Origin of the sequence: Methylobacterium sp. Leaf91 (assembly GCF_001422815.1) — a bacterium.
Classification (GTDB): domain Bacteria; phylum Pseudomonadota; class Alphaproteobacteria; order Rhizobiales; family Beijerinckiaceae; genus Methylobacterium.
Genome location: NZ_LMMP01000034.1, coordinates 268,370 through 294,439 on the forward strand (window position 1 = coordinate 268,370; position 26,070 = coordinate 294,439).

General features: G+C 66.3%; 26 protein-coding genes. 7 read left to right on the top strand and 19 right to left on the bottom strand.

Features of this window, described 5'->3' with window-relative positions:
* Window positions 1-20 precede the first annotated feature (20 nt).
* On the top strand, window positions 21-398 hold the full coding sequence (locus ASF32_RS18100) for a hypothetical protein (protein ID WP_056431462.1): 378 nt from the start codon (window positions 21-23) through the stop codon (window positions 396-398).
* 76 nt (window positions 399-474) lie between these two features.
* Window positions 475-1,431, top strand: a complete 957-nt coding sequence (locus ASF32_RS18105; protein ID WP_056431466.1) for a hypothetical protein — start codon at window positions 475-477, stop codon at window positions 1,429-1,431.
* Window positions 1,432-1,532: 101 nt separating this feature from the next.
* Here the strand turns inward: ASF32_RS18105 and ASF32_RS18110 are convergent, their stop codons facing one another.
* From ASF32_RS18110 to ASF32_RS18120, 3 genes are all read right to left on the bottom strand, one after another.
* Window positions 1,533-2,243 carry an RlmE family RNA methyltransferase gene (locus tag ASF32_RS18110; protein ID WP_056431470.1) on the bottom strand — a complete coding sequence of 237 codons (711 nt, stop codon included), beginning with the start codon at window positions 2,241-2,243 and terminating at the stop codon, window positions 1,533-1,535.
* Window positions 2,240-3,349, bottom strand: coding sequence for a Ppx/GppA phosphatase family protein (locus ASF32_RS18115; RefSeq protein WP_056431473.1), 1,110 nt, complete (start codon window positions 3,347-3,349; stop codon window positions 2,240-2,242). The genes ASF32_RS18110 and ASF32_RS18115 overlap by 4 nt, the downstream gene beginning before the upstream one ends.
* A 109-nt stretch (window positions 3,350-3,458) precedes the next feature.
* Complete coding sequence (locus ASF32_RS18120) at window positions 3,459-3,929, bottom strand: response regulator (protein WP_056431476.1); 471 nt, start codon at window positions 3,927-3,929, stop codon at window positions 3,459-3,461.
* 392 nt (window positions 3,930-4,321) lie between these two features.
* Here ASF32_RS18120 and ASF32_RS18125 point away from each other — a divergent pair, with 392 nt between their 5' ends.
* Both ASF32_RS18125 and ASF32_RS18130 read left to right on the top strand, forming a co-directional pair.
* Window positions 4,322-5,086: a cold-shock protein gene (locus ASF32_RS18125; RefSeq protein WP_056431479.1), complete on the top strand. Its 765-nt coding sequence runs from the start codon at window positions 4,322-4,324 to the stop codon at window positions 5,084-5,086.
* 172 nt (window positions 5,087-5,258) lie between these two features.
* Window positions 5,259-5,525 (top strand): hypothetical protein, encoded by a 267-nt coding sequence (locus ASF32_RS18130; RefSeq protein ID WP_056431481.1) that lies wholly within the window; start codon window positions 5,259-5,261, stop codon window positions 5,523-5,525.
* On the opposite strand, the gene lpxB is transcribed toward ASF32_RS18130, so the two are convergent.
* The 9 genes from lpxB to ASF32_RS18175 all read right to left on the bottom strand — a co-directional run bounded on the left by lpxB (window position 5,503) and on the right by ASF32_RS18175 (window position 17,207).
* Complete coding sequence (gene lpxB / locus ASF32_RS18135) at window positions 5,503-6,693, bottom strand: lipid-A-disaccharide synthase (protein WP_056431610.1); 1,191 nt, start codon at window positions 6,691-6,693, stop codon at window positions 5,503-5,505. The two genes, ASF32_RS18130 and lpxB, sit on opposite strands and share 23 nt — an antisense overlap.
* A gap of 8 nt (window positions 6,694-6,701) precedes the next feature.
* Entirely contained in the window at window positions 6,702-7,586 is an 885-nt protein-coding gene (lpxI, locus tag ASF32_RS18140) for a UDP-2,3-diacylglucosamine diphosphatase LpxI (protein ID WP_200919175.1), read from the bottom strand.
* Entirely contained in the window at window positions 7,583-8,386 is an 804-nt protein-coding gene (gene lpxA, locus ASF32_RS18145) for an acyl-ACP--UDP-N-acetylglucosamine O-acyltransferase (protein WP_056431615.1), read from the bottom strand. Before lpxA ends, lpxI begins: the two co-directional genes overlap by 4 nt.
* A 5-nt stretch (window positions 8,387-8,391) precedes the next feature.
* The gene (gene fabZ / locus ASF32_RS18150) at window positions 8,392-8,856 is read right to left on the bottom strand and encodes a 3-hydroxyacyl-ACP dehydratase FabZ (protein ID WP_056431484.1); all 465 of its coding nucleotides are present in this window, start codon (window positions 8,854-8,856) and stop codon (window positions 8,392-8,394) included.
* Between the two features lie 185 nt (window positions 8,857-9,041).
* Window positions 9,042-10,106, bottom strand: coding sequence for a UDP-3-O-(3-hydroxymyristoyl)glucosamine N-acyltransferase (gene lpxD, locus ASF32_RS18155; protein ID WP_056431487.1), 1,065 nt, complete (start codon window positions 10,104-10,106; stop codon window positions 9,042-9,044).
* Window positions 10,107-10,153: 47 nt separating this feature from the next.
* On the bottom strand, window positions 10,154-12,739 hold the full coding sequence (gene bamA / locus ASF32_RS18160; RefSeq protein ID WP_056431490.1) for an outer membrane protein assembly factor BamA: 2,586 nt from the start codon (window positions 12,737-12,739) through the stop codon (window positions 10,154-10,156).
* A 353-nt stretch (window positions 12,740-13,092) separates the two neighbouring features.
* Window positions 13,093-14,253, bottom strand: coding sequence for an RIP metalloprotease RseP (rseP, locus tag ASF32_RS18165; RefSeq protein ID WP_056431493.1), 1,161 nt, complete (start codon window positions 14,251-14,253; stop codon window positions 13,093-13,095).
* A 164-nt stretch (window positions 14,254-14,417) separates the two neighbouring features.
* Window positions 14,418-15,995: a DHA2 family efflux MFS transporter permease subunit gene (locus ASF32_RS18170; RefSeq protein ID WP_056431496.1), complete on the bottom strand. Its 1,578-nt coding sequence runs from the start codon at window positions 15,993-15,995 to the stop codon at window positions 14,418-14,420.
* Between the two features lie 9 nt (window positions 15,996-16,004).
* A complete protein-coding gene (locus ASF32_RS18175) occupies window positions 16,005-17,207 on the bottom strand; it encodes an HlyD family secretion protein (protein ID WP_056431499.1) in 1,203 nt (400 codons plus the stop codon).
* 122 nt (window positions 17,208-17,329) lie between these two features.
* On the opposite strand from ASF32_RS18175, the gene ASF32_RS18180 reads away from it, so the two are divergent.
* The 3 genes from ASF32_RS18180 to ASF32_RS18190 all read left to right on the top strand — a co-directional run bounded on the left by ASF32_RS18180 (window position 17,330) and on the right by ASF32_RS18190 (window position 19,860).
* A complete protein-coding gene (locus tag ASF32_RS18180) occupies window positions 17,330-17,986 on the top strand; it encodes a TetR/AcrR family transcriptional regulator (RefSeq protein ID WP_056431503.1) in 657 nt (218 codons plus the stop codon).
* Between the two features lie 90 nt (window positions 17,987-18,076).
* Window positions 18,077-19,375: an SDR family oxidoreductase gene (locus tag ASF32_RS18185; RefSeq protein ID WP_056431505.1), complete on the top strand. Its 1,299-nt coding sequence runs from the start codon at window positions 18,077-18,079 to the stop codon at window positions 19,373-19,375.
* Between the two features lie 5 nt (window positions 19,376-19,380).
* Window positions 19,381-19,860 (top strand): DUF2269 domain-containing protein, encoded by a 480-nt coding sequence (locus tag ASF32_RS18190; protein ID WP_056431507.1) that lies wholly within the window; start codon window positions 19,381-19,383, stop codon window positions 19,858-19,860.
* 7 nt (window positions 19,861-19,867) lie between these two features.
* On the opposite strand, the gene dxr is transcribed toward ASF32_RS18190, so the two are convergent.
* From dxr to tsf, 7 genes are all read right to left on the bottom strand, one after another.
* The gene (gene dxr, locus ASF32_RS18195; RefSeq protein WP_056431510.1) at window positions 19,868-21,037 is read right to left on the bottom strand and encodes a 1-deoxy-D-xylulose-5-phosphate reductoisomerase; all 1,170 of its coding nucleotides are present in this window, start codon (window positions 21,035-21,037) and stop codon (window positions 19,868-19,870) included.
* A 13-nt stretch (window positions 21,038-21,050) separates the two neighbouring features.
* Complete coding sequence (locus ASF32_RS18200) at window positions 21,051-21,917, bottom strand: phosphatidate cytidylyltransferase (protein WP_056431513.1); 867 nt, start codon at window positions 21,915-21,917, stop codon at window positions 21,051-21,053.
* The gene (locus ASF32_RS18205) at window positions 21,917-22,762 is read right to left on the bottom strand and encodes an isoprenyl transferase (protein ID WP_056431515.1); all 846 of its coding nucleotides are present in this window, start codon (window positions 22,760-22,762) and stop codon (window positions 21,917-21,919) included. The genes ASF32_RS18200 and ASF32_RS18205 overlap by 1 nt, the downstream gene beginning before the upstream one ends.
* A gap of 49 nt (window positions 22,763-22,811) precedes the next feature.
* On the bottom strand, window positions 22,812-23,375 hold the full coding sequence (frr, locus tag ASF32_RS18210; RefSeq protein WP_056431517.1) for a ribosome recycling factor: 564 nt from the start codon (window positions 23,373-23,375) through the stop codon (window positions 22,812-22,814).
* A 150-nt stretch (window positions 23,376-23,525) separates the two neighbouring features.
* On the bottom strand, window positions 23,526-24,005 hold the full coding sequence (locus tag ASF32_RS18215; protein ID WP_162239920.1) for a BLUF domain-containing protein: 480 nt from the start codon (window positions 24,003-24,005) through the stop codon (window positions 23,526-23,528).
* A gap of 167 nt (window positions 24,006-24,172) precedes the next feature.
* Complete coding sequence (pyrH, locus tag ASF32_RS18220; protein WP_056431523.1) at window positions 24,173-24,895, bottom strand: UMP kinase; 723 nt, start codon at window positions 24,893-24,895, stop codon at window positions 24,173-24,175.
* 244 nt (window positions 24,896-25,139) lie between these two features.
* On the bottom strand, window positions 25,140-26,063 hold the full coding sequence (gene tsf / locus ASF32_RS18225; RefSeq protein ID WP_056431526.1) for a translation elongation factor Ts: 924 nt from the start codon (window positions 26,061-26,063) through the stop codon (window positions 25,140-25,142).
* Window positions 26,064-26,070 lie beyond the last annotated feature (7 nt).

The following is a 26,070-nucleotide window of genomic DNA, read 5'->3' on the forward strand; positions in this document are numbered from 1 at the left end:
TTCGTCAGGAGGCGGGCGTGATGGCCGAAGCGGCATTGCGATTAGGCAACGAATTCGGTCACGGCGAGGATTTCGGCTCGGATATCGTCAGGCGTCTGATGGCCCGGCCGATCCGCACCGGCGCCACCCCGAAGCGCGCGGACGCCTCCCCGGTGGCTTTGCCAGCCGAGCCGGTAGTGGAGGCGGTCGAAGAGATCGCTCTCGACACCGATCTGGCGCGGCTGCGTTCAGAGATCCTGGTGATGAAGGCGGTGCTGCGGGCCGAGCGGGAAGAGAACGCCGGCATCCGCGCCAGCGTCGAACGCCTTGCCGGACCGGAGCCGCTGTCGCCGGAAGCCCGTGCCGTGCGCGACCGCTGGGCCGCCCTCGTAGACAAGCTTCTCGACGGACCTCGTTGAGGTTTCCGCCATCGGCCGGCGCACGTCACCCGACACCGGCCTCCTTTCGACTTCTCTCATCCTCCGAGGCTCGACCATGAGCGCGCGCTGCTCGCTTGTCGTCAACGGCAAGGCCGTGCGGGTCTCGACCGGCGATACGCCGCTCGAAGCCGCCCTTGCCGACGGCGTCATCGCCCCCACGACCGGTCTGCACGGTTCCCATCTTCTCGGACAGGGTTCCAACCCTTCGCCGCGCCGGGCGCAGGCCCGTCTGCACCGTGCCGAACCCGTCAAGCTCTCTTCACTCCGCCCCTCCAAGGCGGGTGAAAGCCTCGTCTTCGCCGAAGTGAAGCCGGCCGCGCAGGCGCGTCGGGTCGGCACGGTCACGCAGATCGCGCCGCTCGGCGCCCATGTGATCGAGGTCGTCGTCACGATCACGCGCCGACTCGATCTCGAGCCCGGTCACCAGGTGACCGCCACGTTCGAAGGCTTCGAGCCGATCGACGTGAGCCCGACCCTGCGCCTCGACGGTACGACGGAGCTCAACGAGCTCGTCTTCCACCTCCGCCTCGGACATGCGTGCAACGCGGTCACTCACGCCCTCGGCGAGGAAATCCTTCTCGGACATCCGGTCAAGATCAAGGGGCCGGTCGGACGCGGCTATTATCGCCCCGGCGGCGGCCGACTGCTGCTGGTGGGCCGGGAGACGGGCTTCGCCCCGATCTGGTCGATTGCCAGGGCAGCGCGCTACATCGAGCCCAACCGCGAGATCGTGGTGGTGATCGGTGCCAGCGATCCCCTCGACCTGTACATGCGTCCGTCGCTCGATTGGCTCAAGGCCACGGGTGTGTCGCGGATCACCCTCGTCGCCGATAGGATGAGGCAGCGGCCTCCGGACGTGCGTCCCGGTCCCCTCACGGCGCATCTCAGTGGCCTGAAGACCACCGATGTCGTGCATGTGGCGGGAGATACCTCCACCGTGGGCGCCGTCGAGGTTCTGGCGGCGGGCGCCGGAGCGCGATGCTACCCGATCCTGATCCCGCCGGGTCTTTAGCCGCGACGCCTCGTACTGAGCGGCGCTGATCCCGGCCGATCGCGATCAGCCGGTTCGGCGGATGAGCGGACAACCATGAGCCCACTCCCCGCCGCCAGATATCAGGCGTCGTCCTCGACGGCTTCCGCCGACCCGCGAAACCCGGTGGCCAGCACGTAGAGCTCACTCGAATCGGCACGGCTCGCCGACGGCTTCACGTGGCGCACCAGGGTGAAGTCGCGCTTCAGGTCGGCGAGCAGGGTGCCCTCGGTTCCACCCTGGAAGACCTTGGCGAGATAGGTGCCTCCGGGCGCCAGCACCTCACGGGCGAATTCCGCGGCGGTCTCGGCCAGGCCGATGATGCGCAGATGGTCCGTCTGCTTGTGGCCGGTGGTGTTGGCCGCCATGTCGGACATGACGATATCAGCCTGACCGCCGAGGAGATTGATCAGCCTTTTCGGAGCGTCGGGATCGAGAAAGTCCAGGGTGATGAACTCGACGCCGACCATCGGCTCGATTTCGAGAAGGTCGATGCCGACGATCCGGCCGCTCGGCCCGACGATCTTGGCGGCGACCTGAGACCAGCCTCCGGGCGCCGCGCCCAGATCGATGATCTTCTGGTTCGGCTTCAGGATCTTGAAACGCTCGTCGATCTCGAGGAGCTTGAAGGCGGCGCGCGAGCGGTAGCCCTCGCGCTTGGCCCGCGCCACGTAGGGATCGTTGAGTTGCCGTTCGAGCCACCGCTTCTGAGACGCGGTGCGGCCGCGCCCCGTCTTCACCCGCTGCTTGAGATCGCCTCGCAACCCGCCGCCCGCGCCACGCCTGTCGGTCAACGGTAGCCTCCGCGGCGCCAGACGCCGTCTTCGCGCATCATGTTCATCAAGAGACCTTCGCGCAGCCCCCGGTCGGCGATGCGAAGCCGTTCGGAGGGGAATGCCCGGCGGATCGCTTCCAGAATGGCGCAACCCGCGAGGACGAGATCGGCACGATCGCGGCCGATACAGGGATTGTCTGCCCGCTGGTCCAGGCGGGTGTCGAGCAAATCGTCGATGGCATCGCTCACGTCGCCATCGCTCATCCACAGCCCATCGACGCGGCGGCGCTCGTAGCGCGCGAGGCGCAGATGCATGGCGGCAAGGGTCGTCACCGTTCCCGAGGTGCCGAGAAGATGAAAATGCCGGGCATTCGCGGCGGGTGCGGCGCGGATGGCGAAGCGCGACAGCATGTCGGCCACCTCCTCCACCATGCCCTCGAACATAAGGCGTGTCACGTCGGCGGCACCGTGCCGCTCGGCCAGCGTGACGACGCCGACGGGAAGCGAATCCCAAGCGCGGATCCGCAAGGTGGGGTCCGCAGACGGGTTCGTGGCCGCGCCATCGAGCCAGGCGATCTCCGTGGACCCGCCGCCGATATCGAAGATGACGACCGATTCGGAGTAAGGATCGGCCAGGGCCGCACAACCGGTGACCGCGAGATAGGCCTCGGTCTGTCGGTCGACGATCTCGAGGTCGAGGCCCACCTCGTCTCGCACGCGCGCCACGAAATCGGCCCCGTTCACGGCGAGCCGGCACGCCTCCGTGGCGATGATCTTGGCACGGGCGACGCCACGCGATTCCATCTTGGCGCGGCAGACCCGCAAAGCCTCCAGCGTTCGCTCCACGGCGGCATCGCTGAGACGATCGGACGTCCCGAGCCCCTCACCGAGGCGGACGATCCGGGAAAACGCATCGATCACGCGAAAGCCATGGGAGGCAGGCTCGGCGATCAGCAGGCGGCAATTGTTGGTCCCCAGGTCGAGGGCGGCATAGGTGTTACGCCGTGCGGGGCGAAATCCCGCCGCCGGTGAACGACCCGTATCCGGCATGGCGGGGGCGGCATTCGGTGAAGTCGTGCCGGCCATGGGGCGGGCCGGCGTCATGGCGGCACTCTCTTCCCTCATCGGCCTTGCCGGAATCCTCGATCGTGGCCCCACCGGATAGGCCGGCCATCATTCGATAGGAAGCCTACAGGCCTTGGGCGTCAGTGCAAAGCCTCGATCTATGATCGGCTTAGAGACCTTTGCCGGCAGCCGACATTCTGGGGACAGGCCTCAGGAGGCTCTTCACCTGGGAGAACGGTCTCGGCCGATTGATGACTTCGTCCAGACGCGACCACAAAGTCTTCGGTGAGAAAGGCTTGGCGATGATCTCGTTGACTCCGAGGGAGATGGCGCGGTCCACGACGTTGCGGCGGGGCTGAGCCAGCATCAGGATGATCGGCACGGTGGGCGACGGCGAGGTGGTGGGGGTGCGCGCGAGCCGGATGAACTCCTCGCCCGACAGAATCGCCAGATCCCAGTCGATGATCGTGATGTCCGGCTTGCTCTCCGCCAACACGCCGAGCGCCTCCGCACCATCGGGGGCTTCGAGGACGCGTTTGATCCCCACGCGCATCAGCATGTCGCGAACGATTCGGCGGATATAGAGGCTCTCGTCGACGACGAGGGCCGAAAGATCCGGAAATGATGGGGTAGCGATCATCGGACAGAGGTTCCGGGCCACCTGTTTTCGCAGGTGCCTCGGCGCATCTTAACGGCCATCGATTTGCATTTTCCTAACGCGACCGAGAAAAATTCGAGACGCGAAGTCGTTCAGCCGCATGACATTTGGGGATTCTGTACGCACTGCCCTGCCGGCGCGCCGGGGCACCTCTCCCCGACTTGCTTGCGTAATCTGCCGCAGGAAATCAGAGGAACCTTACCGAGAGGGGCGACAAGCATCTTGCGATGAAGCCCAGATTCAGTCAGGACTATGGCGTTATTCTTGGTCACCGCTGCCGAGAGTGATGATAGTGTGGTGAAGCGCCCGTCTGGGACGGCGCGCACCCGGTATTCGATGACAGATGGTCGGCGGACGGTTTTTGCGAGCTTTCGATGGGACGTGGTCGTGATTTCAGGGGGCCGCAGAAGCGCGGCTTCGATGAGGGTGGTGCCGAGCCTCGCTGGCCGGATCAGGCACCCCCGAGCGGTGGCTTTGGCGGTGGGTACGGCGGTGGCGGCGGCGGTTTCGATCGCGGTCCGGCCCGTGCGGCAGCCGCTCCCTCTGGGCCGGAGCGCGACGCGACGGTCAAGTGGTTCAACAAGGAGAAGGGCTTCGGCTTCGTCGAACTGGCTGACGGTTCGGGCGATGCGTTCCTTCACATCCGCGCTGTCGAGGCCGCCGGCCATGCCGACCTCCTCCCCGGCACGCGCCTGACCGTCCACACCGCGCAGGGCCAGAAGGGTCCGCAGGTGACGGACGTGACCAGCGTCGATACGTCGACGGCCGAAGCCGAGCCCCCGCGTCGTGCGCCTGCACCCCGCGCCGGTGGTTTCGGCGGCGGTGACCGCTTCAGCGGCGGTGGCGGCGGCTACGGCGGCGGCAACGATCGCTTCGGCGGCGGTGGCGGAGCCGGCGGCGGCGGTGGTCGTTTCGCCAGCGGACCCTCGGTCGAAATGAGCGGCACCGTGAAGTGGTACGATCCGGCCAAGGGCTTCGGCTTCGTCTCCGTGAATGACGGTGGCAAGGACGTGTTCGTGCACCGTTCGGCTCTGTCGCGCGCTGGGCTCGAGTCCCTCGCCGAAGGCCAGCAGGTCACCCTCAGCGTGATCGACGGTCAGAAGGGCCGCGAGGCCCAGAGCATCAACGCCGATTACTGATCGGCGTCGATGCCTCTCCAGAAGGTCGCGTTCGCGCGCCCTTAGAGATCATCGAAGAGACATGACGGCGGCCTTCGGGTCGCCGTTTTTCGTCGTCAGCATCGTCGGAACGACCGGATGACAGGTTCCGGCCCGTCGATCCGGTGAGACATTTCAGGTGCTGAGAGCAGCGATGCGTGCCGTCTTCTTGACGATGAGCTTGTGCCTGCAACTGGCTTTCAGCGGCTTGGCGAAGGCCGAGGATTTCACTGGCTTCTATGCCGGCGTGAATGCAGGCTACGCTTTCGGACGCGAACGAAACGCTACAAGCCCGGACCTGCCCTCGCTGTCATCGTCGCCCAAGGCGGACGAGAGGGCCCTACCGCCCAGCGCCGTCCAAGCCTCCGAGGTGATGAGAAGCGGGCGACCCAAAGCGGCTATGCCGACGACGATCCGCTGACGGGCGGGCGCGCCATCGACAACACGATCCTGGCTGCCTTGCGACTCGGTTCGTCATCGCCGGCCAGACGCATCGCCCCGTCGATGCGCTGAAGCGACCGCACCTGCGCGTCACGAGCCTCGCCGCCCTTGAGAAGCGGGAGCATGGCCTCGCCCAAGCGGCCGGGGGTGCATTCGGCCTGGATGAATTCGGGCATGGCATTCTCGCCGAGGATCAGATTCGGCAACACGATGGTCGGCACCTGGATGAGCCGCCGTGCCACCGCCTCCTCCAGCCGCGAAACTTTATAGGCCACCACCATCGGCACGCCGGCGAGAGCGAGTTCTAGGGTGACCGTGCCCGAAGCCGCCAGAGCGGCACGAGATCGCCGGAAGGCTGCGTATTTCGCCACCTCTCCGTGCACGATGGTCACCGGCCGCGACCAGGACAGGGCCAGGCGCTCGATCATCGCGCGATGGCGCGTGACCGCCGGAAGCACGGCATCGATCGGCCCGTAGCGCTGGACGAGCAGATCCAGGGTGGCACCGAAGACCGGCATCAGCCGCTCGATCTCGGAGCGGCGCGAGCCGGGCAGGATCACGAGGGTCGGGGGCGTCCCCTCCCGAGCCGCCGCCTCGTCGGCTTTCGGGCGCAATTCGGCGAGTCGCTCGATGAGGGGATGCCCGACATAGGTACAGTCCGGGCCGCCGAGCCGGCGATGCGCGTCCGGCTCGAAGGGCAGGAGCGCCAGGACGTGGTCGATGAAAGGCCGCATCTTCGCCGCGCGCCAGGGTCTCCACGCCCAGACGCTGGGAGAGACGTAATCGACGATGGGAAGGCTCGGCAGGCGCTTTCGCACCCGTGAGGCCACGGCGTGGGTGAAACCGGGACTGTCGATGATGACGAGAATGTCGGGACGCGATTCGACGATGTCGCGCACGGTCTGCCGAATGCGGCGCAGGAGCGTGCGCAGGCGCGCAGCCACGGGCAGGTAGCCCATCACCGCCACGTCATCGAGGGGAAACAGGGAGACGAAGCCCTGCGCCGCCATGGCCTCGCCACCGACCCCACCGAACGCCACAGGCCCATCGGAGAGGTCCGATAGCGCCCGCATCAGCTTGGCGCCGAGCTGATCGCCGGAATCCTCGCCGGCGACGAGCCAGATTCGTTTGGACGGCGTGGTCGTCATGCCGCGATTCATGCCTCGATCCGCAAACCGATGAGGAACAGTCCCGCGCGGTCGGCCTCGGCCACCGTGGCGTTCCTGTCGATGATGAGGGTGTAACCGGCCTGGATGGCGATACCGGCGCAGCCCGCCGCGGCGGCGGCCTTGACCGTGCGCGGACCGATGGCCGGCAGGTCGACCCGCAGATCCTGGCCCGTCTTGGCGAGTTTGACCAGCACGGTGCCCGGCTGGGCTGAGCCTAATCCGAAGGGCTTGCGGCCGAGGGCGCGCGCACGGGCGAGCATCCGGTCCGTTCCCTCGGGTCCCTCCACCGCGAGCGCCCGTTGCGCCGCCACGACGATGGCCTGGCCGACATCATGGGCGGCCAGCGCCGCGAGAATATTGCAGCCGGTCGCGATGGATGCCTGAGCCGCGAGGTCAGGAGCGAGCCGGCCGAGTTGCCCCTCCGGGCTCAGGAGGTCCGGCGCCACGTCATGGATGCCGACGACGCGGTGGCCGTTATCCTCAAGGAGGACGAGTGCGCCCCGTAGCAACCGGTCGTCCCCTCCCCCCGAGATGGCTCTGAGCGCCTCGCGGTTTCGCAACGCTGCCGCGGCGTTGAGGATCGCCGCCGGATTGGGGCGTGAGACTCCGCCCACCGGTATGACGCAGGCCGGCCCCCAGGCTTCGAGGATGGCCAGCGCACCGGCAATGTCGAGGAGGTCGACCGTGGCGTCGGCTCGCGCGCGCATCGGACGTTCGGCAAAGCCGCGAATGGCCAGCACCCGAAACGAGCGCCCCGCCCTGTCGAGAGAGTCGGCGACCAGTTCGGGGAGCCGGCCGGCCCCCGCTACCAGAACCAGACGCTCTTCCAGATGCGGATCGAGGAGGGACACCGGCTGGAGAGAGGCGGTCAAGCCGAGCCCGAATTCTCACGCGGGGTGCAGATCGAGCGCTTACCGCCCTCGCGGATGAAAGCGATGATCTCGGCCACCGCACGATGCGACTCGAACTCCGCCGCCACGTCCTCGACGCGCTCCATCAAGGTGCCCTCCTGGGCGAAGAGCAGGCGATAGGCCCGGCGCAGGGCATGGATGTCCTCACGCGCGAAACCACGGCGCTGCAGCCCGATGATGTTGAGGCCAGACAGATAAGCGCGATTGCCGAGCGCCATGCCGTAGGGGATGCAATCGTTCTCCAGTCCGGAGAGACCGCCGACGAAAGCATGGGCGCCGACCCGCGCGAACTGAATCACCGCGGCGCCGCCACCGAGGATCGCGTGGTCGCCAACAGTGCAATGGCCCGCGAGCATGACGTTATTGGAGAAGACGACGCCATCGCCCACACGGCAATCGTGGCCCACATGGGAATTGGCGAGAAAAGTACACTTGTCGCCCACGGTCGTCTCGAGCCCGCCTCCGGCGGTACCGGGATTCATGGTGACGCCTTCACGGATCAGGCAATCGGCGCCGATGGTCAGCGTCGACACCTCGCCGCGAAACTTCAGATCCTGCGGCGGGTGTCCGATGGAGGCGAAGGGATAGAGCTTGGTGCGGGCACCGATGCCGGTTCGCCCGGCCACGACGACATGGCTGATGAGTTCGCAGCCTTCGCCCAGAACCACATCCGGTCCGACATGACAGAAGGGGCCGATGCGGACGCCTTCGCCGATCGTGGCTCCATCCTCGACAACGGAACTCGGATGGATTTCAGCCACGTCGCTCACTCCGTCACCAGCATGGCACCGATCTCGGCTTCCGCCACGAGGGTGTCGCCCACGCGGGCCTCGCCCCGGAACCACCACATGGTCCGGCGCTGGTTCATCTTCGTCATATGATACCGCACCGTGTCACCCGGTACGACGGGCTTGCGGAACTTGCACTTGTCGATGGTCATGAAGAAGACCTGCTTGGCCCGCATGTCATCTGTCTTGATGTGCTGGCAGCAGATGGCGCCGGCGGTCTGGGCCATGCCTTCGATCAGCAGAACACCCGGAAAGACCGGCAGACCGGGAAAATGCCCGGTGAATTGCGGCTCGTTGAACGACACGTTCTTGATGCCGATGCAGGAACGGTCCCCGTCGATCTCGATGATCCGGTCGATCATCAGGAACGGATAGCGATGGGGCAGAAGTTCCAGGATCTTCTGGATGTCGGCCGAGCCCAGATCTTTCGGCATGTCACTCATCGATCGAACAATCCCATGGCGCGCCGGCGCACCTGACGCCTCGCCTCATCCCCTGAAAAATGGAATGTTGTCTTCGGCATAAACGCCACCCGATGCAAGTCTTGCGGTTGCGAAGTCTTGCGGAGGGATGACGTCGGCGATCCGAGACCGGTCGGCAATCCCATGCGACCGGTCTTGGATCTCGCTCAATCCTTCTGCGGCTCGCTCGTGTCGCGCCCGGACTTCTCCGCGAGCCGGGCCAGGGCCGTGAGCTCACGGAACCAAGTGCGCACGGGCTTTGCCGGCGTACCGCCCCATCGGCTTCCGGGCGGGACGTCGCGGTTGACGTTCGAGGAACCGGCGATCTGCGAGCCCATGCCGATCCGGAGGTGCCCGACCACGCCGACCTGACCGCCGAGGACCACGTAATCTTCCAGCGTGGTCGAGCCGGAAATGCCGACACCGGAGACAATGACGCAGTGGCGACCGATGACCACGTTATGGGCGATCTGGACGAGGTTATCGATCTTGGTCCCCTCCCCGATCGTGGTGTCGCGGCCGGCGCCGCGATCGATCGTGGTGTTGGCACCGATTTCGACATCGTCCTGCACGATGACACGGCCGGTCTGGGGAACCTTGAGGTGCCCGCCCGGCCCCATGGCGAAGCCGAACCCGTCCTGACCAATGCGCGCACCAGGGTGGAGGATCACGCGGTTGCCGACCAGCGCATAGGCCAGGGTCGCCCCCGCACCGATGGAACAGTCGCGGCCGATGCGGACATTCGGACCGATGACGGCGTTCGGTCCGATGATCGTCCCTGAACCGATTTCGGCACCGGGACCGATCACGGCGCCAGGATCGACGATCACGCCGTCTTCGAGATGCGCCTTGGGATGGACATGGGCGCCCGGTGATACGCCCTCGGTGGTGAATTGCGAAAGCGGCCGCATGGCCTCCGGGTGGAAGCGCGCCAACAGGCCTGCATAGACCCGGTAGGGATCGCGCGTGACGAGCGCCACCGTGGATGCGGGAACCTTGGCCGCGAAGCGCGGCGAGACGAGGCACGCCAGCGCCTTCGTCTGGGCCAGGACATCGCCGTAACGGGCATTGTCCATATAGGCGAGGTCGCTCGGGCCGGCAGTCTCGAGAGGAGACGCGCCGCTGACCATCAGCTGAGAATCCGCTCCCTCGGGGAGCGAAATGCCTGCAGCCCCGGCGATGTCACCGAGGCTGAGGGCCGTGCTGGATGCGAAGAAGATGGGATCAGACATGATGCGACAACGCACGGGCTGCGAGAATGAAGCCCGTGCGTCTTGGCTCAGAAGCGCGAACCGCCGGAGAAGCGGAAGGCCTGGAGCTGATCCTTGCCCACGCGGCCGAGGAAGCTGCCATCGGCGTTGTAGATCTTCTGGCCCTCGTCCTTGGTCAGGGCGTAAGCGTAATCGAAGCGGATCGGGCCGAGCGGCGAGTTCCACAGGATGGACGCACCGATCGAGGAGCGGATCGTCATCTTGTCGCGGACGTTCAGGCATTCCGGCTCGACGGTGATCGCTCCGGCACCCAGCGCCGTGTAGGCACAGGCCCCGCCGGGGGCGATGCCGTTGATGATCGCGTCGCCGTTCACGTTGAACTGCGTGCGGCTGTTGTAGCCGAACAGCGTACCGGCGTCGGCGAAGACGGCGCCCTTCAGACCGAGATCACGCGGAATACCGTAGATCGGGAACTGAACTTCGAGCGTACCGCCGAAGTAGGTCGTACCGCCGACAGCGTTCGAACGGGAGTCGGCGCTGCCGACGTCGCGCGGACCGATACCGTTGGGCGCGAAACCGCGAACGAGCGACGGGCCGAGGAAGTACTGATCGGTGATGCGCAGCTTCTCGTCGGTGAGCGGCGAGATGTGGCCGCCCTGGAAGCGGGCGAAACCGACCACGTCCTCGTAGAATTCCTTGTAGTAGCGAACGTCGCCAGCCACGCGGAAGAACTTCGAGTCACCGCCGAGACCGGCGATTTCTGGCTTCAGCTCGGCATAGAGGCCGTTCCGCGGCTGGGCGAGGTTGTCCAGCGTCGAATAGGCAAGCGTCACACCGGCAAGCGAGGTGAGCGTGTTTCCAGTCGAACCCTTCAGAGCAATCGAGGCTTCGCCATTGAAGGCGCAGTTGTTCGGGTAGGAAGCCAGACCACCCGTGTTGAGGCCGGAGACGGGATCGATCGTGCCCGCCGGGTTCACCGTCGTGAAACCGGGGATCGGGTTCGAACAGTCGTTATACGGTCGCTTGGTGCTGTTCGGGATCGTCAACTCGGTGTTGTAGAGCGAGTAGCGCAGCGTGACGCCGAACTCTTCCGTGATCGGCAGGCCGACGCGGATCTGACCGCCATAGACGGTGGTCTCATAGCGCGAGTAGCGGGTCAGATCGCTGTACTTGTAGAAGGCGTCGAAGCCGGCGGCGAGACGGTAGCCGAGGAAGTATGGCTCGGTGAACGAGAAATCGACGCCGCGCGAGTACTGGCCGCCGGTGCCGGCGACACGGACGTACTGACCACGACCGAGGAAGTTCGACTCGGAGACCGAGACTTCGCCGATGATGCCGTCCTGGGTGGAGTAGCCGCCTGCCACCGAGAACGAACCCGTGGGCTGATCCTCGACATCGATGTTGATGATCACGCGGTCGGCGGAAGAGCCCGGCTCGTTGGAGAAGCGGACCTTCTTGAAGAAGCCGAGGCCATTGAGGCGACGCTCGGCACGATCGGTCAGGACGCGGTTATAGGCGTCACCCTCGGTGATATCGAGCTCACGGCGGATGACATAGTCGCGGGTACGGGTGTTGCCGCGGATGTTGATGCGCTCGACATAGACGCGCGGGCCGTCTTCGACGACGAAGCCGAGCGCCACGGTGTGGGTGGCGCGGTCGCGCTGGCCGGTCGGGCGAACCTGGGCGAAGGGGAAGCCCTGACGGGCGACCTGATTGGTCACGCCGGAGAGGGTCTTCTCCACATCCTCAGCATTGTAGACGTCGCCCACGGCGGCGCGGACCTCGCCGTCGAGGATCTGGGTGTCGACACCCGGCAGACGCGAATCGATGGCCACCGCACCGACGGTGTATTGCTGACCCTCGTCCACCGTCACGGTGATGACCCAGCCGGCATCGCCTTCGCCTTCGACGTAGCGCGCATCGGCATTCACCACCCGGAAGTCGGCATAGCCGTTCTTCAGGTAGTAGCGGCGCACGAGGTCGAGATCGTTGGTGATCCGGTCGGGATCATAGACGTCGGACGTCTTGATGAACGAGAGGAAGTTCATTTCCGACGAGCTCATCAGCTCGCGCAGCTTGCTCTCGGAATAAGCGCTGTTCCCGACGAAGTTGATCGCCTTGATGCCGGTCTTGTCGCCTTCCTCGATCACGTAGATCAGGTCGATACGGCCATTCGGCAGATCGACGGTGCGGAAGCTGACCTTGGCGGTGCCACGGCCGGCGCGGCGGTAGATTTCGCGGATGCGCTGAAGATCGGCCTGGACGATGCCCTCGCTGAAACCGCCGCGGGCCTTCGCCTCGACCTCGGCTTCGAGCGTCCCCTTCTCGACCTTCTTGTTCCCCTCGAACACGACCCGGTTGATCAGGTTGTTCTCGCGGACCGTCACCACCGTCCCGGCGCCGCTACGCGAGACCTTGACGTCGGAGAACATGCCGCTCGCCAGCAGGTTGCGGCGGGCCTCTTCGGGAGATCCGGAGGCCGTACCGGTCACGTAGGACCGGATCGTGTCGGCATCGACGCGCTTGTTACCCTGGACGACGATCTGCTGCGCCTGAGCCGTGCCGCCCAGAACCAGCCCTGCGGCCGCGGCAGCGACTAGGACGATGGTCCGTTCGGCCGACTTACGCCGGCGCTTCCCCGTCATCGACATCATGTAATCGCCCGTCTCTATTTATTAACAGTCCGGGTTTGCACCCGCAGACAGGCGGTCGTTATCCGACCGTCCCGTCACCTGGTCCCAAGCTCAGCTTCTACCGAGTTTCCCGAGCGAAGCAAACGCTCGGACCTGGGCTGTAGGGGGGATTTTGGGGAGACGTGGCCTTCCGGTCACTTAACGGTTCCCGTTCATCGCTCGATAAGGTGAATCAATCGTCAATTTGCAGCAAAAAGCCCGCTCCGGTGACCGGGCGGGCTTTTCGAATGTCGAGTGCAATCAATATGTTGTGGAGAAATCCACAACCTTGCGAGAGGCCTGCTCCGCGCCGCCGCCGCGACGGCGTCGTCCGGTCAGGAGCCCCGGCCGGACCAGGACGCACCTAGGTTCAGGATATCGTTCCAGGCGGCGAACAGCATGAGGAACAGGACCAGTGCGAGCCCGATCCGGAACCCGATCTCCTGGGTCTTCTCGCTCAGCGGGCGGCCGCGAACGGCCTCGAACGCGTAGAACAACAGGTGCCCGCCATCGAGGAGGGGAACCGGAAAAAGGTTAAGCAGGCCGATCGAGACGGAGAGAAGCGCCACGAGGCCGATGAGCCCCCCGACGCCACCGACCTTGGCGACCTCGCCCGAGACGCGCGCGATCCCGATCGGACCGGAGAGCTGATCGGCGGATTCGCGGCCCGTCACCAGCTTGCCGAGGTAGTTCATCGTGCGGTCGACGACGAAATAGGTCTCCGACACGCCGAGCCCGAGGGATTGGAACAGGCCGTAATGCCGAACCTGGGCATCGGCACCGTTCGGCCCCTTGATGCCGAGGCGGCCGAGGCGATGCTTACCGAACGGGGTCCGCTCTTCCACCGCGTCGGGCACGGCGGTCAGGGTCTTGGTCTCGCCGCCGCGATCCACGGTGACGGCGAGGCTGGCGCCGGCGCTTCCGGAAACGGTGCGCTGCATGTCGAGAAAGTTGGTGACACTCGCCCCGTCGATGGATGTGACCACGTCGCCGGGCTGGAATCCGGCACGCTCCGCGGCGCTGCCCGGCATCACGCCATCGATGCGCGGCGGAAGCTCGTAGCGGCCGACGAAGTAGATCGCCCCGGCGAAAAGCGCGATGGCGAGGAGGAAGTTGGCGATGGGGCCGGCAGCCACGATCGCCGCCCGCTTACCCAGGCTCTGCGTGGGAAAGCTCGTCGCACGCTCCTGGGGCGTCATCCGCGCCAGGGCGGCGGGATCGGCCACGCTGGCGCCATTGGCGTCGCCATGGAACTTGACGTAGCCGCCGAGCGGGATCGCCGACACCTTCCAGCGTGTGCCGTGCCGATCGTTGAAGCCGAAGAGCTCGGGACCGAAGCCGATGGAGAAGGCGTGAACGCCGACGCCGCACCAGCGACCGACGAGGAAATGGCCCATCTCGTGGACGAAGACCACGATGCTGAGCACGATGACGAAGGGGATCACCGACCCGAAGAAGCCGGAGGCGGTTCCCCCCATCGAAGCTAGAAAGTCCATTCGTCGATCCTCAGGGCCTCGCGAGGGGCCAACACACGTCCATAGCAGATCGGATCGCGGACGAGCGAACGCAAACCGGGCGGGGCCGGTGAGATCGTCGCATGCGGCTCTCCCGTCCCCGCTTTCCTCGGTGGACGGTTAAGGGCCGGGCGATGACGACCGCATCAATGCCCGCCTCCCGCTGGCGCGGCGGCACGCGGCCGGCGGATCAACGGGGTCGCGCAGGCCATGGCGAGGAACAGGAAGGTCAGCACCAGGAAGACGTCAGTGAAGCCCATCACCAGCCCCTGCATCCGCACCGTGTTCATCATCGCCTTCAGGGCCATGGCGTTGCCGTCGAGGCCCAGCGCATCGAACTGGCGGCGTGTCATATCGAGCCGCTCCAGCACGGTGTTGTTCGTCCAGGTGAAGCGCTCGTGCAGCCGGGCGAGATGCAGGTCCCAGCGGTCGTTGAGGACGGTGTTGATGAGAGCGAGGCCGACCGCCCCGCCGAGGTTGCGGGTGAGGTTGTAGAGGCCGGACGCGTTCTTCATCCGCGCAGGCGGAAGCGTGCCGAGCGCGATGTTGTTGATCGGGATCATGCACAGCATCAGCGAGCAGCCGCGAAGGACCTGGGGCAACAGCAATTCCCAGAAATCCCAGTCCTTGGTCAGCCCGGTGACGATCCAGGTGCCGGCGGCGAAGCCGGTGAAGCCGATCCCCATCAGGATGCGCGGATCGACCTTGCCCGAGAACCGGCCGGCGATGGGCGCGGTGGCGAACATGCACAGACCGGAGACGAACATCGTCTCACCGATCTGCAAGGCGGAGTAGCCGCGCACGCGTCCGAGATAGACGGGGTAGAGATAGGTCAGGCCATAGAGCCCGATGCCGAGGACGAAGCTGAAGATGCAGCCCGCCGCGAAGTTGCGGTCGGAGAAGGCGCGCAGGTCCACGATGGGCTCGGCCGCCGTGAGCGCGCGCCAGAAGAAGGCGACACCGCCCACGACGCAGGTGATGGCGCAGGCGAAGACCGCCTCGTCCTGGAGCCAGTCATGATTCGGCCCCTCCTCCAGCACGTATTCGAGGCAGCCGAGGAAGGCGGCCATGAAGGCGAGACCGAACCAGTCGAAGCGCTTGAACAGGTCGAGGTTGGGCTCGTCGAAATCCACGAGCAGATAGGTCGAGACGGTGACGACGATGCCCGGCACCACGTTGATGAGAAACAGCCAGTGCCAGTCGAACGCATCCGTCAGGTAGCCGCCCACCGTCGGACCGATCGTAGGGGCGAGCGTCGCAACGAGACCGATCATCGGCGAGACGATGGGACGCTTGGAGGGCGGGAAGATCGTGAAGGCCGAGGCGAAGACGGTAGGGATCATGCCGCCGCCGATGAAGCCTTGCAGCGCGCGCCACAGGATCATTTCGTTGATCGAGGTGGAGGTCGCGCACATCAGGCTCATCAGGGTGAACCCACCCGCCGAGACCACGAACATCCAGCGGGTGGAGATCACCCGCGAGAGGAAGCCCGACAGGGGAATCGCGATGACCTCGGCGATGAGGTAGCTGGTCTGGACCCAGGGGATCTCGTCGCCCGAGGCCGAGAGCCCGGCCTGGATCTCGGCCAGCGACGCCGAGACGATCTGGATATCCAGGATGGCCATGAACATCCCGAACACCATGCAGACGAAGGCCACCATGCGGCGGCGATCGAGGGGCGGCTCGGCGGCGGGTGCGGGCGCGATGGTGGCGGTATCGGCCATGATCGACCCCTAATGCCGCCACGCCGTGCGGACGCGTTCGTCCTCGCCACGGGTATCGACGCGCACGGTGACGGAGAGGCCGGGACGCAGGAGCCCTTCCCGCGCCACGTCCGCCGGCACATGGATGCGCACCGGCAGGCGTTGCACGATCTTGGTGAAGTTGCCGGTGGCGTTGTCGGGCGGCAGCAGGCTGAAGACGGAACCCGAGGCCGGCGACAAAGATTCGACCTCGCCGACGATGTCACGGCCCGGATAGGCATCCACCGCGATGTGGACCTGCTGGCCGGCATGCATCCGCTCGACCTGCGTCTCCTTGAAGTTCGCGTCGATCCGCACGCTCTCCAGGGGGACCAGAGCGGCAATGCGCGAGCCCGGCGCAACATAGGCGCCCGCCTCCACCGCCTTGTTGCCGACGACGCCGTCGAAGGGCGCATGAATCACCGTGAAGGCGAGGTCGCGGGCGGCCCTGTCCTCGGCGGTCTTCAACTCGGCCGCGAGCCCTTCCGCCTCCCGGCCCTGAGCCCGCAGGACCTCGACATTGGCCTTCATCATGGCGAGGTTCGCCTCGGCTCCTTTCACCGTGGCCTCGGTGCGGTTGCGATCGGCCAGGGCCTGCTCGATCCGCGATTTGGCGACGAAATCGACCTTCTCCAGCTGCTGCTGCCGGGCATAATCGGCAGCGGCGCGGATGGAATCGGCCTTGGCCGCATCGATCTGCGCCGCGCTCTGGAGGAGTTGCGCCTGTGTGGCCTCCACCTGCCGGCCGATGCGGGCGATGGTAGCCTGCTGAGTTAGGAGCTTGTCATGCGCGGCTTGGGCGGCGAGGCGATAATCGCCATCGTCGAGGCGGGCGATCACGTCGCCCTGCTTCACCGCCTGCCCGTTCATCACCGGAACCGCGGCGAGATAGCCGGGAACCTTGGCCGCCAGGATCGAGATGTCGGCTTGGACGTAGGCATCGTCGGTGGAGACGAAGAAGCGCCCGACTGTCCACCATTCGTAGCCCTTGTAGCCGCCGCCCGCGAGCGCGAGCGTGAGCACGATCAGCATCATGGCCTTGCGGAGCAACCGCGGCTTCGGCGGCGTTGCCACCGTGGCGGCGACCGGCACCGGGGAATGCGCAACGACCGAAGTCGCCAGCGGTGCTGCGTCGTTCGGCAGGTCACCGCTGCCAGAGGCGGCAGAATGACTGCCTTCGTCACGGAGAGACATGGTCTGATCCCGGGATCAACGAATTGACCGAACCGTTCGGTCATTAGCGGCATCGAGTTGACCGACGCCGCGAGTTCCCCTTAGGTATTATGACTGAACGGTTCGGTCAATTGGGGTAAGCGGTGAGTGCAGTCCAAGCAGAGCGCCCGAAGGTCGAGAAGGCGAGCAACCGCTCCGCGCCGGAGACGGATAAACGTCGGCAGATCCTCGACGGCGCACGCTCGGTCTTCATGGCCTCTGGCTTCGACGGTGCCAGCATGGGCGAGATCGCAAAGGCAGCCGGCGTCTCGAAAGGCACGCTCTACGTCTATTTCGACAGCAAGGAGGCTCTGTTCGAGGCTCTGACGCTGGAGGAAAAGCGCTGCCTCGCCGAGGCTCTGTTCCAGTTCGATGCCGACGATCCGGATGTACGCGGCGCGCTCACCCGCCTGGGGCAGAGCTACCTCGTGCACATGATACGCCCGGACCACGTGGCGATCATCCGCATGGTGATCGGCGCAACAGAGAAGTTTCCACGCTTCGGCCAGGCCTTCTACGAAGCGGGACCTGCGCAGGGCGTCACGAGGCTCACCGCCTATCTCGGCCGTCATGTCGCGGCGGGCCGCCTGCGCCACGCCGATACGGAACTCGCGGCCAAGCACTTCCTGCATCTGTGCCAGGCGGGCTTACTCACGCGGCTGCTCTTCGCGGCGGGCGGTCCGGTAACGGAAGCCGAAATCGGCACCCGCGTGACCGAAGCCATCCGTGTGTTCTTCGCGGCCTATGGACCCGAGGATTGACGATCCGGCGCATAGCGAGAGGTCACGCTTGATTCAGGCGATCCGGGCAAGGTCGGCCCGCGACGCGACCGGAACGGCAAGTCACCCCTTATGCGAATCCTGGTTCTCGGAGGCTACGGCCTCATCGGCTCGGCCGTGATCTCCCGCTGCCTCGCCGCCGGGCATGCGGTAACGGGTCTCGGGCGAGACGCCCAGGCGGCGCGCCTGCACCGTCCCGAAGCAGATTGGATCGAGCACGACATCGCCAGGCTCGTCGCGCCGGAGGATTGGAGCGACACGCTGCGGGGCATCGATGCCGTGGTGAATTGCGCGGGCGCCCTGCAGGACGGCCCGCGTGACGATGTCCGCGCTCTTCAGGCGACCGCCATGTGCGCCCTGTTTGCCCGTTGCCATCAGCTGGGTATCGTGCGCGTCGTCCAGGTCTCGGCGGCGGGAGCCTATCTGAACGCCGCGACCGAATTCATGCGCAGCAAGGCGGAAGCCGATTCGAACCTCGCCTCCCTCGATCTCGATTGGGTGATCCTGAGACCGGGACTGGTCCTGTCGCCGATCTCGTACGGGGCGACCGGCCTCATCCGCGCGCTGGCGTCGCTTCCGGTCGCCTTCACCGGCATGTCCGATCTGCAGCCGATCCAGACCGTCCATGTGGACGATGTGGCGGAGGCGGTCCTGCTCGCGGTCGAGGGCCGGATCGGTTCGCGCGCGAGCTATGACCTCGTCGAAGAACGAGTCCACTCCCTCGCGGAGATCGTCGCGGCCTTTCGCGCCCGGCTCGGACGCCCCACCGCCGCATTCGCATTGCCGATGCCCTCCCCGCTCCTTCGCCTCGGGTTCCGCATCGGTGACCTCGTCGGCCGTCTCGGCTGGCGGACGCCCATCCGCACCACGGCGTTGATCCAGATCGAGGCCGGCGTGAGCGGGGACCCGACCGCCTGGATGCAGGTCACCAAGGCTCCGCTTTCCTCGCTGTCGGACAGCCTTCGCCGGATGCCATTCGGCGTGCAGGAACGCTGGTTCAGCCGGCTCTGGCTGCTGAAGCCGGCCATCCTCGCCACGCTTTCGCTGTTCTGGCTGCTCTCAGGCCTGATCGCCCTGACGCATCTCGACGCCGCCATGGCGGCGATGACCGCCCACGGCATCGATGCGGCGACCGCGCGTGTCACGGTGCTCGCCGGCATCCTCGTCGACCTGGCGCTGGGGGGAGCGATCCTTGTCAGGCGCACCATGCCGCTCGCCGCCCTCGGCATGGCGGCGATGACGGGGATCTACCTCTTCTTCGGCTCGGCCATCGCCGCCGGCCTCTGGCTCGATCCCCTCGGCGCCTATCTCAAGACCCTGCCCGGGGCGATGCTGGCCCTCGTGGCCTATGCGCTGGCCGACGAGCGCTGACCCCGATGGAGTACGTCGATCTCCTACGCTGGCTGCACGTCATCGGCGCGACGATCCTGCTCGGCACCGGAACCGGCATCGCCTTCTTCATGACGATGGCGCACCGCACGGGGCGGCCCGACCTGATCGCCCATGTGGCGGGGACGGTGGTCGTCGCCGACATGCTCTTCACGGCGACAGCCGCCGTGATCCAACCGGTGACGGGCTGGCTCCTGGCGCGCGCGGTGGGCTGGCCCCTCTCGGAGGGATGGATCGCCCTGTCGCTGATTCTCTACGTCGTCATCGGCTTGTTCTGGCTGCCGGTCGTCAGGATCCAGATGACCCTGCGCGATCTCGCCATGGCTGCGGCCCGATTAGGGATACCCCTCCCACCGCGCTACCATGCTCTCTACCGGGCCTGGTTCACCTGCGGTTTTCCCGCCTTCGCCGCCATGCTCGGCATCGTCTGGCTGATGACGGCGAAACCGAGATTCGCCCTGTTCTGAGCGGACCTCAGGCGGCCGATGGCAGCGCCTTGGCGCTCCAGGCGCGGACATGGGCGTCGATGGCCAGAGCCTCGTCCACGTCGGCGGGCGCGCTGCGATACTCCGGGGCGAAATGCTCGCAGGCCCGCTCCACCAGTTCGGCGATCCCGTAGAAGCCGATCTCGCCGCGGATGAAGGCGGCCACCGCGATCTCGTTGGCGGCGTTCATCACCGTCGGGGCGGCGCCGCCCTCCGCGAGCGCGGCGCGTGCGATGCGCAGGCAGGGGAAACGCACCTCGTCCGCCGCCTCGAAGGTGAGGCTGCCGACGGCGGCGAGATCGAGGGAGCGTCCCCGCTCGATGGTCAAACGGTCGCCAAGGCCGAGGCAATGGGCGATGGGGACGCGCATGTCCGGCATGGCGAGGCCGGCCGTCACGGCGCCGTCGCGCCAGGTGATGAGGCCGTGCACGATCGATTGCGGATGCACGATCACGTCGAGGCGTTCGGCCTCGATGGCGAACAGGTGATGCGCCTCGATGAGTTCAAGGCCCTTGTTCATCAGCGACGCCGAATCGATGTTGATCTTCATGCCCATCGACCAGGTCGGATGAGCCGCCGCCTCGGTGGGCGAAGCTGCGCCGATGCGCTCCCGCGTCCAGGTGCGGAACGGGCCGCCGGACGCGGTGATGGTCATCTTGGTCACGTCCGAGACGCGACCGTCCCCGAGCGCCTGGGCCAGGGCATTGTGCTCGGAATCGACGGGCAGCAGCGTCGCCTTGAACCGCGCGGCGTCGCGCATGAAGGCATCGCCGGCGCAGACGAGGCTCTCCTTGTTGGCGAGGGCGACGGTACGGCCGAGGCGCAGGGCCGCATGGGTCGGGCGCAGGCCCGCCGCACCGCTCACCGCAGCCACGACGATGTCGGCATCACGAGCCACGGCTTCGAGGACGGCGCTGTCGCCTGCCCCGTTGGCGATGCCGGTGCCGGACAGCGCCTCGCGCAGGGCGGGTCCCTGGCTCTCGTCGGCGAGCGCGGCGAAATCCGCGCCGATCTCACGGGCGAGCTTTGCCAAAGCGGCGGCATCGCGGCCACCGACGAGGGCGCCGATCCGAAAGCGCTCGGGATGCTGGGCCAGCAGGTCGGTGGTGGAACGACCGATGGACCCGGTGGCGCCGAGGATGGTGACGGTATGGGTCAACGGATCGATTCCTTCAGACCACCGCCAAGCGGTGGGCAACGAGATAAAGGCCGGCGAGCACGGCCACGGCGAAGAAGCCGTCGAGCCGATCCATGACACCGCCATGGCCCGGGATCGAACGGCCCGAATCCTTCACGCCGTAATGCCGCTTGAGCCCCGATTCGGCGAGATCGCCGGCTTGGCTCAGGATGGACGCGAGGGCGCTGGTAATGGCGACCACGACGAGGGGTGCGTTCGCCAGACTGCTCCACCCCTGCGAGCGCGCGGCCATCACCAGCAGGGTGCCGGCGGCGATGCCCGCCGCGAGACCGCCGAGTGAGCCGGACCACGTCTTCTTGGGGCTCACCGACGGCATTAGCTTCGGCCCGCCGAAGGTCCGACCGGTGATGTAGGCGACGATGTCGGTGGACCAGACCACGGCGAACATCCAGGCCGGCCCGAAGATGCCGATGGCCGGGTCGTCACGCAAAGCCGGGGGAACCAGGGCCAGCACCGCGGCACTGAGGAAGCCGATCACGACGCGGCCCCGTCCGCCCGAATCCCGGACGATCACGACGAGGGCAACGAGGGTCAGAACCGCGACCGCGAGCCAGACCAGTGCCGGAGCATCCAGGCGCAGGCAGAGGGCGAGGGCGAACAGCCCCACCGCAGTCACGGCCACGACGGCCCGGACCGGCGCGATCCGGCTGATTGTGATCCATTCGCCCGCGAAGACGATGCCGGCGATGAGCCAGATGGCGGCGAAGGCCCAGCCGCCGAGGAACAGCGTGGTCAGCACGATTGTCGCCAGTACGATGGCGGACGCCGTGCGAAGCTGGAATTCGCGGCCGCCGAGGGGGCCGCGCCTCGGCGCGGATGCCGCGTCGCCGGGCGAGGCCATCACCCGGCCTTGCCGCTGAGGCCACCGAAGCGGCGATCACGGCGATGATACTCATCGATGGCCGCATGGAAGCAGGCGTGATCGAAATCCGGCCAGAATTCCGGCACGATCACGTATTCGGCGTAGGCCGTCTGCCATGTGAGGAAGTTCGACAAACGCTGCTCGCCCGAGGTCCGGATGACGAGGTCGGGATCGGGGATGCCGGTGGTGTCGAGGGCTTGGGCGATGGCCTCGAGGCCGATCTCGGCCGGGCTCATCCGCCCGTCGGCCACTGCCTGGGCCAGGGTCCGGACCGCCCGCAGGATCTCCTGGCGCCCGCCGTAATTGAAGGCGATCACCAAGGTGAGGCCGGTATTGCCGCGGGTCCGCGACTCGGCCTCGTCGAGCAGCGCGGCGATATCGGTGCTCAGGCCCTCGCGGGCGCCGATGATCTTGACGCGCACGTTGTTGCCGTGGAGCTCGGCGAGGTCGCGGCGCACGAACAGCTTCAACAGGCCCATGAGATCGGCGATTTCGGCCGGCGGCCGGCGCCAGTTCTCGGAGGAGAAGCTGTAGATCGTCAGATAGGAAACGCCGAGTTCGATCGCGGAGCGGACCGCGCGGCGCACCGCCTCGACGCCGCGGCGATGCCCCTCCACCCGCGGAAGACCACGGCGCGCAGCCCAGCGGCCGTTGCCATCCATGATGATGGCCACATGGGCCGGCGCCGCCGGACGGGTGACGGGAGACGGGCCTGACCCCGAAGTCTCGGTATCGCGCGAGGCGAGGCCGACCGCGACGCTGGCGGTGTCCCTATCCCCGGCCGCAGATACCTCGATCTGACGCGCGCCCTCTGAGCGACCCAACGCGCTTCTCCCCGTCCCTGATTCCGTCGATTCCATACCAGTCCACAACTTAGACCTGCATGATTTCCTTTTCCTTGGAGGCGAGAACGCCGTCGATGTCGGCGATGTGCTGGTCGGTCACCTTCTGCACTTCGGTGGCCTGACGCTTCTCGTCGTCCTCGCTGATGGCGCTTTCCTTCTCGAGCTTCTTGAGATGATCGAGCGCATCGCGGCGGACGTGGCGGACCGCGACGCGGGCCTCCTCGGTATATTTATGAGCGACCTTGACCATTTCCTTGCGGCGCTGCTCGTTCATCTCCGGAACGCGCAGGCGGATAGTCTGACCCTCGGTCTGAGGGTTCAGGCCGAGATCGGATTCACGAATCGCCTTCTCCACGGCGGCGACCATGCTGCGGTCCCAGACCGAGATCGACAGAAGGCGCGGCTCGGGCACGCTCACCGTGGCGACCTGGGCCATCGGCATGGACGACCCATAGGCATCGACATTGATCGGGTCGAGAATGCTCGGGGTCGCGCGTCCGGTCCGCAGAGAACCGAGATCCTTCGACAGCGCGCTGACGGCGCCCTGCATCCGGCGCTTGATATCGTTCAGGTCGAACTCTGGGGTCGCCATACTGTGTGTCCCGACGAGAATGAGAGAAAAGGCGTTGGGCCGCCGGGGCCCGTGCGTGCGGCCTCAATGAACCAAAATCCGACAGGTCGCAAATGGCGTTCGCGCGCGCGGCGGATCAAATCGACGATGCGAGGCGGCTTCGCGATCTGCCTATCGCGCGACCGGCTTCCTCTCCGCTAGTCCCGGCGGGCCGGAGCGCTGGACGAAATGGTTTGCATCGAGCTCCGTGAACGCCTGGAGCAGCGCGATGATGGCTCCCGCCGACATCTCCGTAGGGTCGAACTTCGCCGTGGGACCGTATTGGAGATAGAGGGCGTTGAGGGCCTCCGAGCGGCCTGCATAACCGACCATCCATCCCCGCAACGCACGCTGCTGCAATGGAACGGCAGAGACGAGAACCATACCGCTGTGACGGCTGTCCGCCGCCAGAGCCCTGAGCTGCTCCGAGATCGTCGACGTCTCGCCCTCCATGGCCTGGAGGAAGAAATCCTCGTTGAACACGAGGGCGCCCGTCATGCCCGACGCATGATCGTAGCGGTTGCAGGAGGCCAGGATGTCCCTGACCATGTCACGCATCGAACCACCCGTCAGCTTGACGAGATTCCGGCTATAGAAAACGAACTGCGACAAGGGCATCGACTATGCTCGGCAGCCGCATCGGGCAGGCGGCAGGCGTTCCCTTTCACAGGAAGAGAGAAAATCCTCAAGAAACCCTGATGCCGAAATCGAGCGAGCAACTGGGAGGCCGCTACGCATCAACTCGTAACGACGAACCCGATACTCGAGATACTATGTCGTCAGGGCACGACGTGCGTCGAAGGAGCGTTCCCCGTCAGGATCGCCGTGACCGAACTGGGGGCATGAACAGAGCCGACGACGATGGAGATGCGGCTCTCGCGGGCCAGCGCGAAGGCGGCGGTATCCATGATCTTGAGGTCGCGTGCGATGGCATCGTCATGGGTGAGGCGGTCGTAGCGCACCGCCGAAGGATCTTTCTTCGGATCGGCCGAATAGACGCCATCGACCTGGGTCGCCTTGAGCACGGCGCCGCAGCGCAGCTCGGCCGCGCGGAGAACGGCGGCGGTATCGGTGGTGAAATACGGGTTGCCGGTGCCCCCGGCGAGGACGACCACCTGGCCCTTGTCGAGATGGTGCAGAGCCGGTTGGCGCGCATAGGTCTCGCAGATCGTCGGCATCGACACCGCGGACATCGTCCGGGCCGGCACGCCGGCGGCATTGAGGGCCGTCTCGAGGGCGAGGGAGTTCATCACCGTGGCGATCATGCCCAGCGAGTCGCCGGTGGCGCGATCGATCCACCCCGCCGACGAGATGCGCGCGCCACGGATCATGTTACCGCCCCCGACCACGAGTGCGACCTGAAACCCGGCCTCCAGGGTCTTGGCGATATCGTCCGCCAGGGCCGCCAGGAGCGGGGGATGCAGCCAGTACCCGTCCGGGGCGGCCAGGGCCTCGCCCGACAGCTTCACGAGGACGCGGCGAAACGGTTTGGTCTCCGGCATGGCGCCAGTCCCCTCAAGCACCGGCGCAAGGCCGAACGATTCAATCGGAAGCGCCCGCTGTCTATCGCATGGCGGTCGCGAAGGTCGAGGGGCAGGACCGTCTTAGTATGTCATCTCGGGGATCGGTCGCCGGACCTGTGGAGAGACCAGGTGGGATCGATGGTCGAAAAACACGGAACGGGCGGCGGCATCGCTGCCACCGCCCGTTCCAAGAAACAGTTGTCGATCCAGAAGGTTGGCGGCGTCAGCCGCGAGCGGCAGCCGCGACTTCGGTGGCGAAATCGGGAGCCTCTTCCTTCTCGATGCCCTCGCCGAGTGCGTAGCGCACGAAAGCGGTGAGCTTCACCGGCGCGCCGGCCTTACCCTCGGCTTCCTTCAGCACCTGCGTGATCGTCTTGGAGCCGTCATGCACGAAGGGCTGCTCCAGGAGGGTGACCTCCTTGTAGTAGCTCTTCAGGCCGCTCTCGACGATCTTGGCGAGGACGTGGTCCGGCTTGCCGGCATTCTTCTCGCGCAGGATGTTGCTCTCGCGCTCGAGCACGGCCTGATCGACGCCAGCGGCATCCAGCGCCACCGGGTTCGTCGCGGCGACGTGCATGGCGATCTGACGGCCGAGGGTGGAGAGAACCTCCACGTCGCCTTCGGATTCGAGCGCGACCAGCACGCCGATCTTGCCGAGGCCGTCGGCGACCTGAGCGTGGACGTAGGACGCGATCACACCCTTGGTCACGTCGAGCTTGGCCACGCGGCGCAGGGTCATGTTCTCGCCGATCGTGGCGATGAGGCTGGAGAGCGACTCCTTGACCGTGGTCGAACCACCGGGGAAGTGAGCGGCCTCGAGGCCTTCGAGCGAACCGTCGGTGTCGAGGGCGAGCTTGGCGGCTTCACGGGCGAAGGCCTGGAAGCTGTCGTTGCGCGCAACGAAGTCGGTCTCGGAATTCACTTCGACGATGGCGGCGTGATGGCCCGACGATTCGACGGCGACGAGGCCCTCGGCGGCGACGCGGCCGGCCTTCTTGGCGGCCTTGGCCAGGCCCTTCTTGCGCAGCCAGTCGACGGCGGCTTCGATGTCGCCATCCGTCTCGTTCAGCGCGCCCTTGCAGTCCATCATGCCCGCGCCGGTCTTTTCGCGGAGCTCTTTCACCAATGCGGCGGTGATGTTGGCCATGGCGAGT

What these genes read in the sequence shown, in the direction of transcription:
- rseP (WP_056431493.1), bottom strand. Translation starts at nt 14,253, where the DNA reads ATGGACTTTCTAGCTTCGATGGGGGGAACCGCCTCCGGCTTCTTCGGG.
- fabZ (WP_056431484.1), bottom strand. Translation starts at nt 8,856, where the DNA reads ATGAGTGACATGCCGAAAGATCTGGGCTCGGCCGACATCCAGAAGATC.
- frr (WP_056431517.1), bottom strand. Translation starts at nt 23,375, where the DNA reads ATGGCGACCCCAGAGTTCGACCTGAACGATATCAAGCGCCGGATGCAG.
- ASF32_RS18115 (WP_056431473.1), bottom strand. Translation starts at nt 3,349, where the DNA reads ATGAGGGAAGAGAGTGCCGCCATGACGCCGGCCCGCCCCATGGCCGGC.
- ASF32_RS18125 (WP_056431479.1), top strand. Translation starts at nt 4,322, where the DNA reads ATGGGACGTGGTCGTGATTTCAGGGGGCCGCAGAAGCGCGGCTTCGAT.
- ASF32_RS18100 (WP_056431462.1), top strand. Translation starts at nt 21, where the DNA reads ATGGCCGAAGCGGCATTGCGATTAGGCAACGAATTCGGTCACGGCGAG.
- ASF32_RS18175 (WP_056431499.1), bottom strand. Translation starts at nt 17,207, where the DNA reads ATGTCTCTCCGTGACGAAGGCAGTCATTCTGCCGCCTCTGGCAGCGGT.
- ASF32_RS18170 (WP_056431496.1), bottom strand. Translation starts at nt 15,995, where the DNA reads ATGGCCGATACCGCCACCATCGCGCCCGCACCCGCCGCCGAGCCGCCC.
- ASF32_RS18120 (WP_056431476.1), bottom strand. Translation starts at nt 3,929, where the DNA reads ATGATCGCTACCCCATCATTTCCGGATCTTTCGGCCCTCGTCGTCGAC.
- ASF32_RS18130 (WP_056431481.1), top strand. Translation starts at nt 5,259, where the DNA reads ATGCGTGCCGTCTTCTTGACGATGAGCTTGTGCCTGCAACTGGCTTTC.
- lpxD (WP_056431487.1), bottom strand. Translation starts at nt 10,106, where the DNA reads ATGTCTGATCCCATCTTCTTCGCATCCAGCACGGCCCTCAGCCTCGGT.
- lpxB (WP_056431610.1), bottom strand. Translation starts at nt 6,693, where the DNA reads ATGACGACCACGCCGTCCAAACGAATCTGGCTCGTCGCCGGCGAGGAT.
- ASF32_RS18190 (WP_056431507.1), top strand. Translation starts at nt 19,381, where the DNA reads ATGGAGTACGTCGATCTCCTACGCTGGCTGCACGTCATCGGCGCGACG.
- ASF32_RS18185 (WP_056431505.1), top strand. Translation starts at nt 18,077, where the DNA reads ATGCGAATCCTGGTTCTCGGAGGCTACGGCCTCATCGGCTCGGCCGTG.
- ASF32_RS18105 (WP_056431466.1), top strand. Translation starts at nt 475, where the DNA reads ATGAGCGCGCGCTGCTCGCTTGTCGTCAACGGCAAGGCCGTGCGGGTC.
- pyrH (WP_056431523.1), bottom strand. Translation starts at nt 24,895, where the DNA reads ATGCCGGAGACCAAACCGTTTCGCCGCGTCCTCGTGAAGCTGTCGGGC.
- ASF32_RS18200 (WP_056431513.1), bottom strand. Translation starts at nt 21,917, where the DNA reads ATGGCCTCGCCCGGCGACGCGGCATCCGCGCCGAGGCGCGGCCCCCTC.
- bamA (WP_056431490.1), bottom strand. Translation starts at nt 12,739, where the DNA reads ATGATGTCGATGACGGGGAAGCGCCGGCGTAAGTCGGCCGAACGGACC.
- tsf (WP_056431526.1), bottom strand. Translation starts at nt 26,063, where the DNA reads ATGGCCAACATCACCGCCGCATTGGTGAAAGAGCTCCGCGAAAAGACC.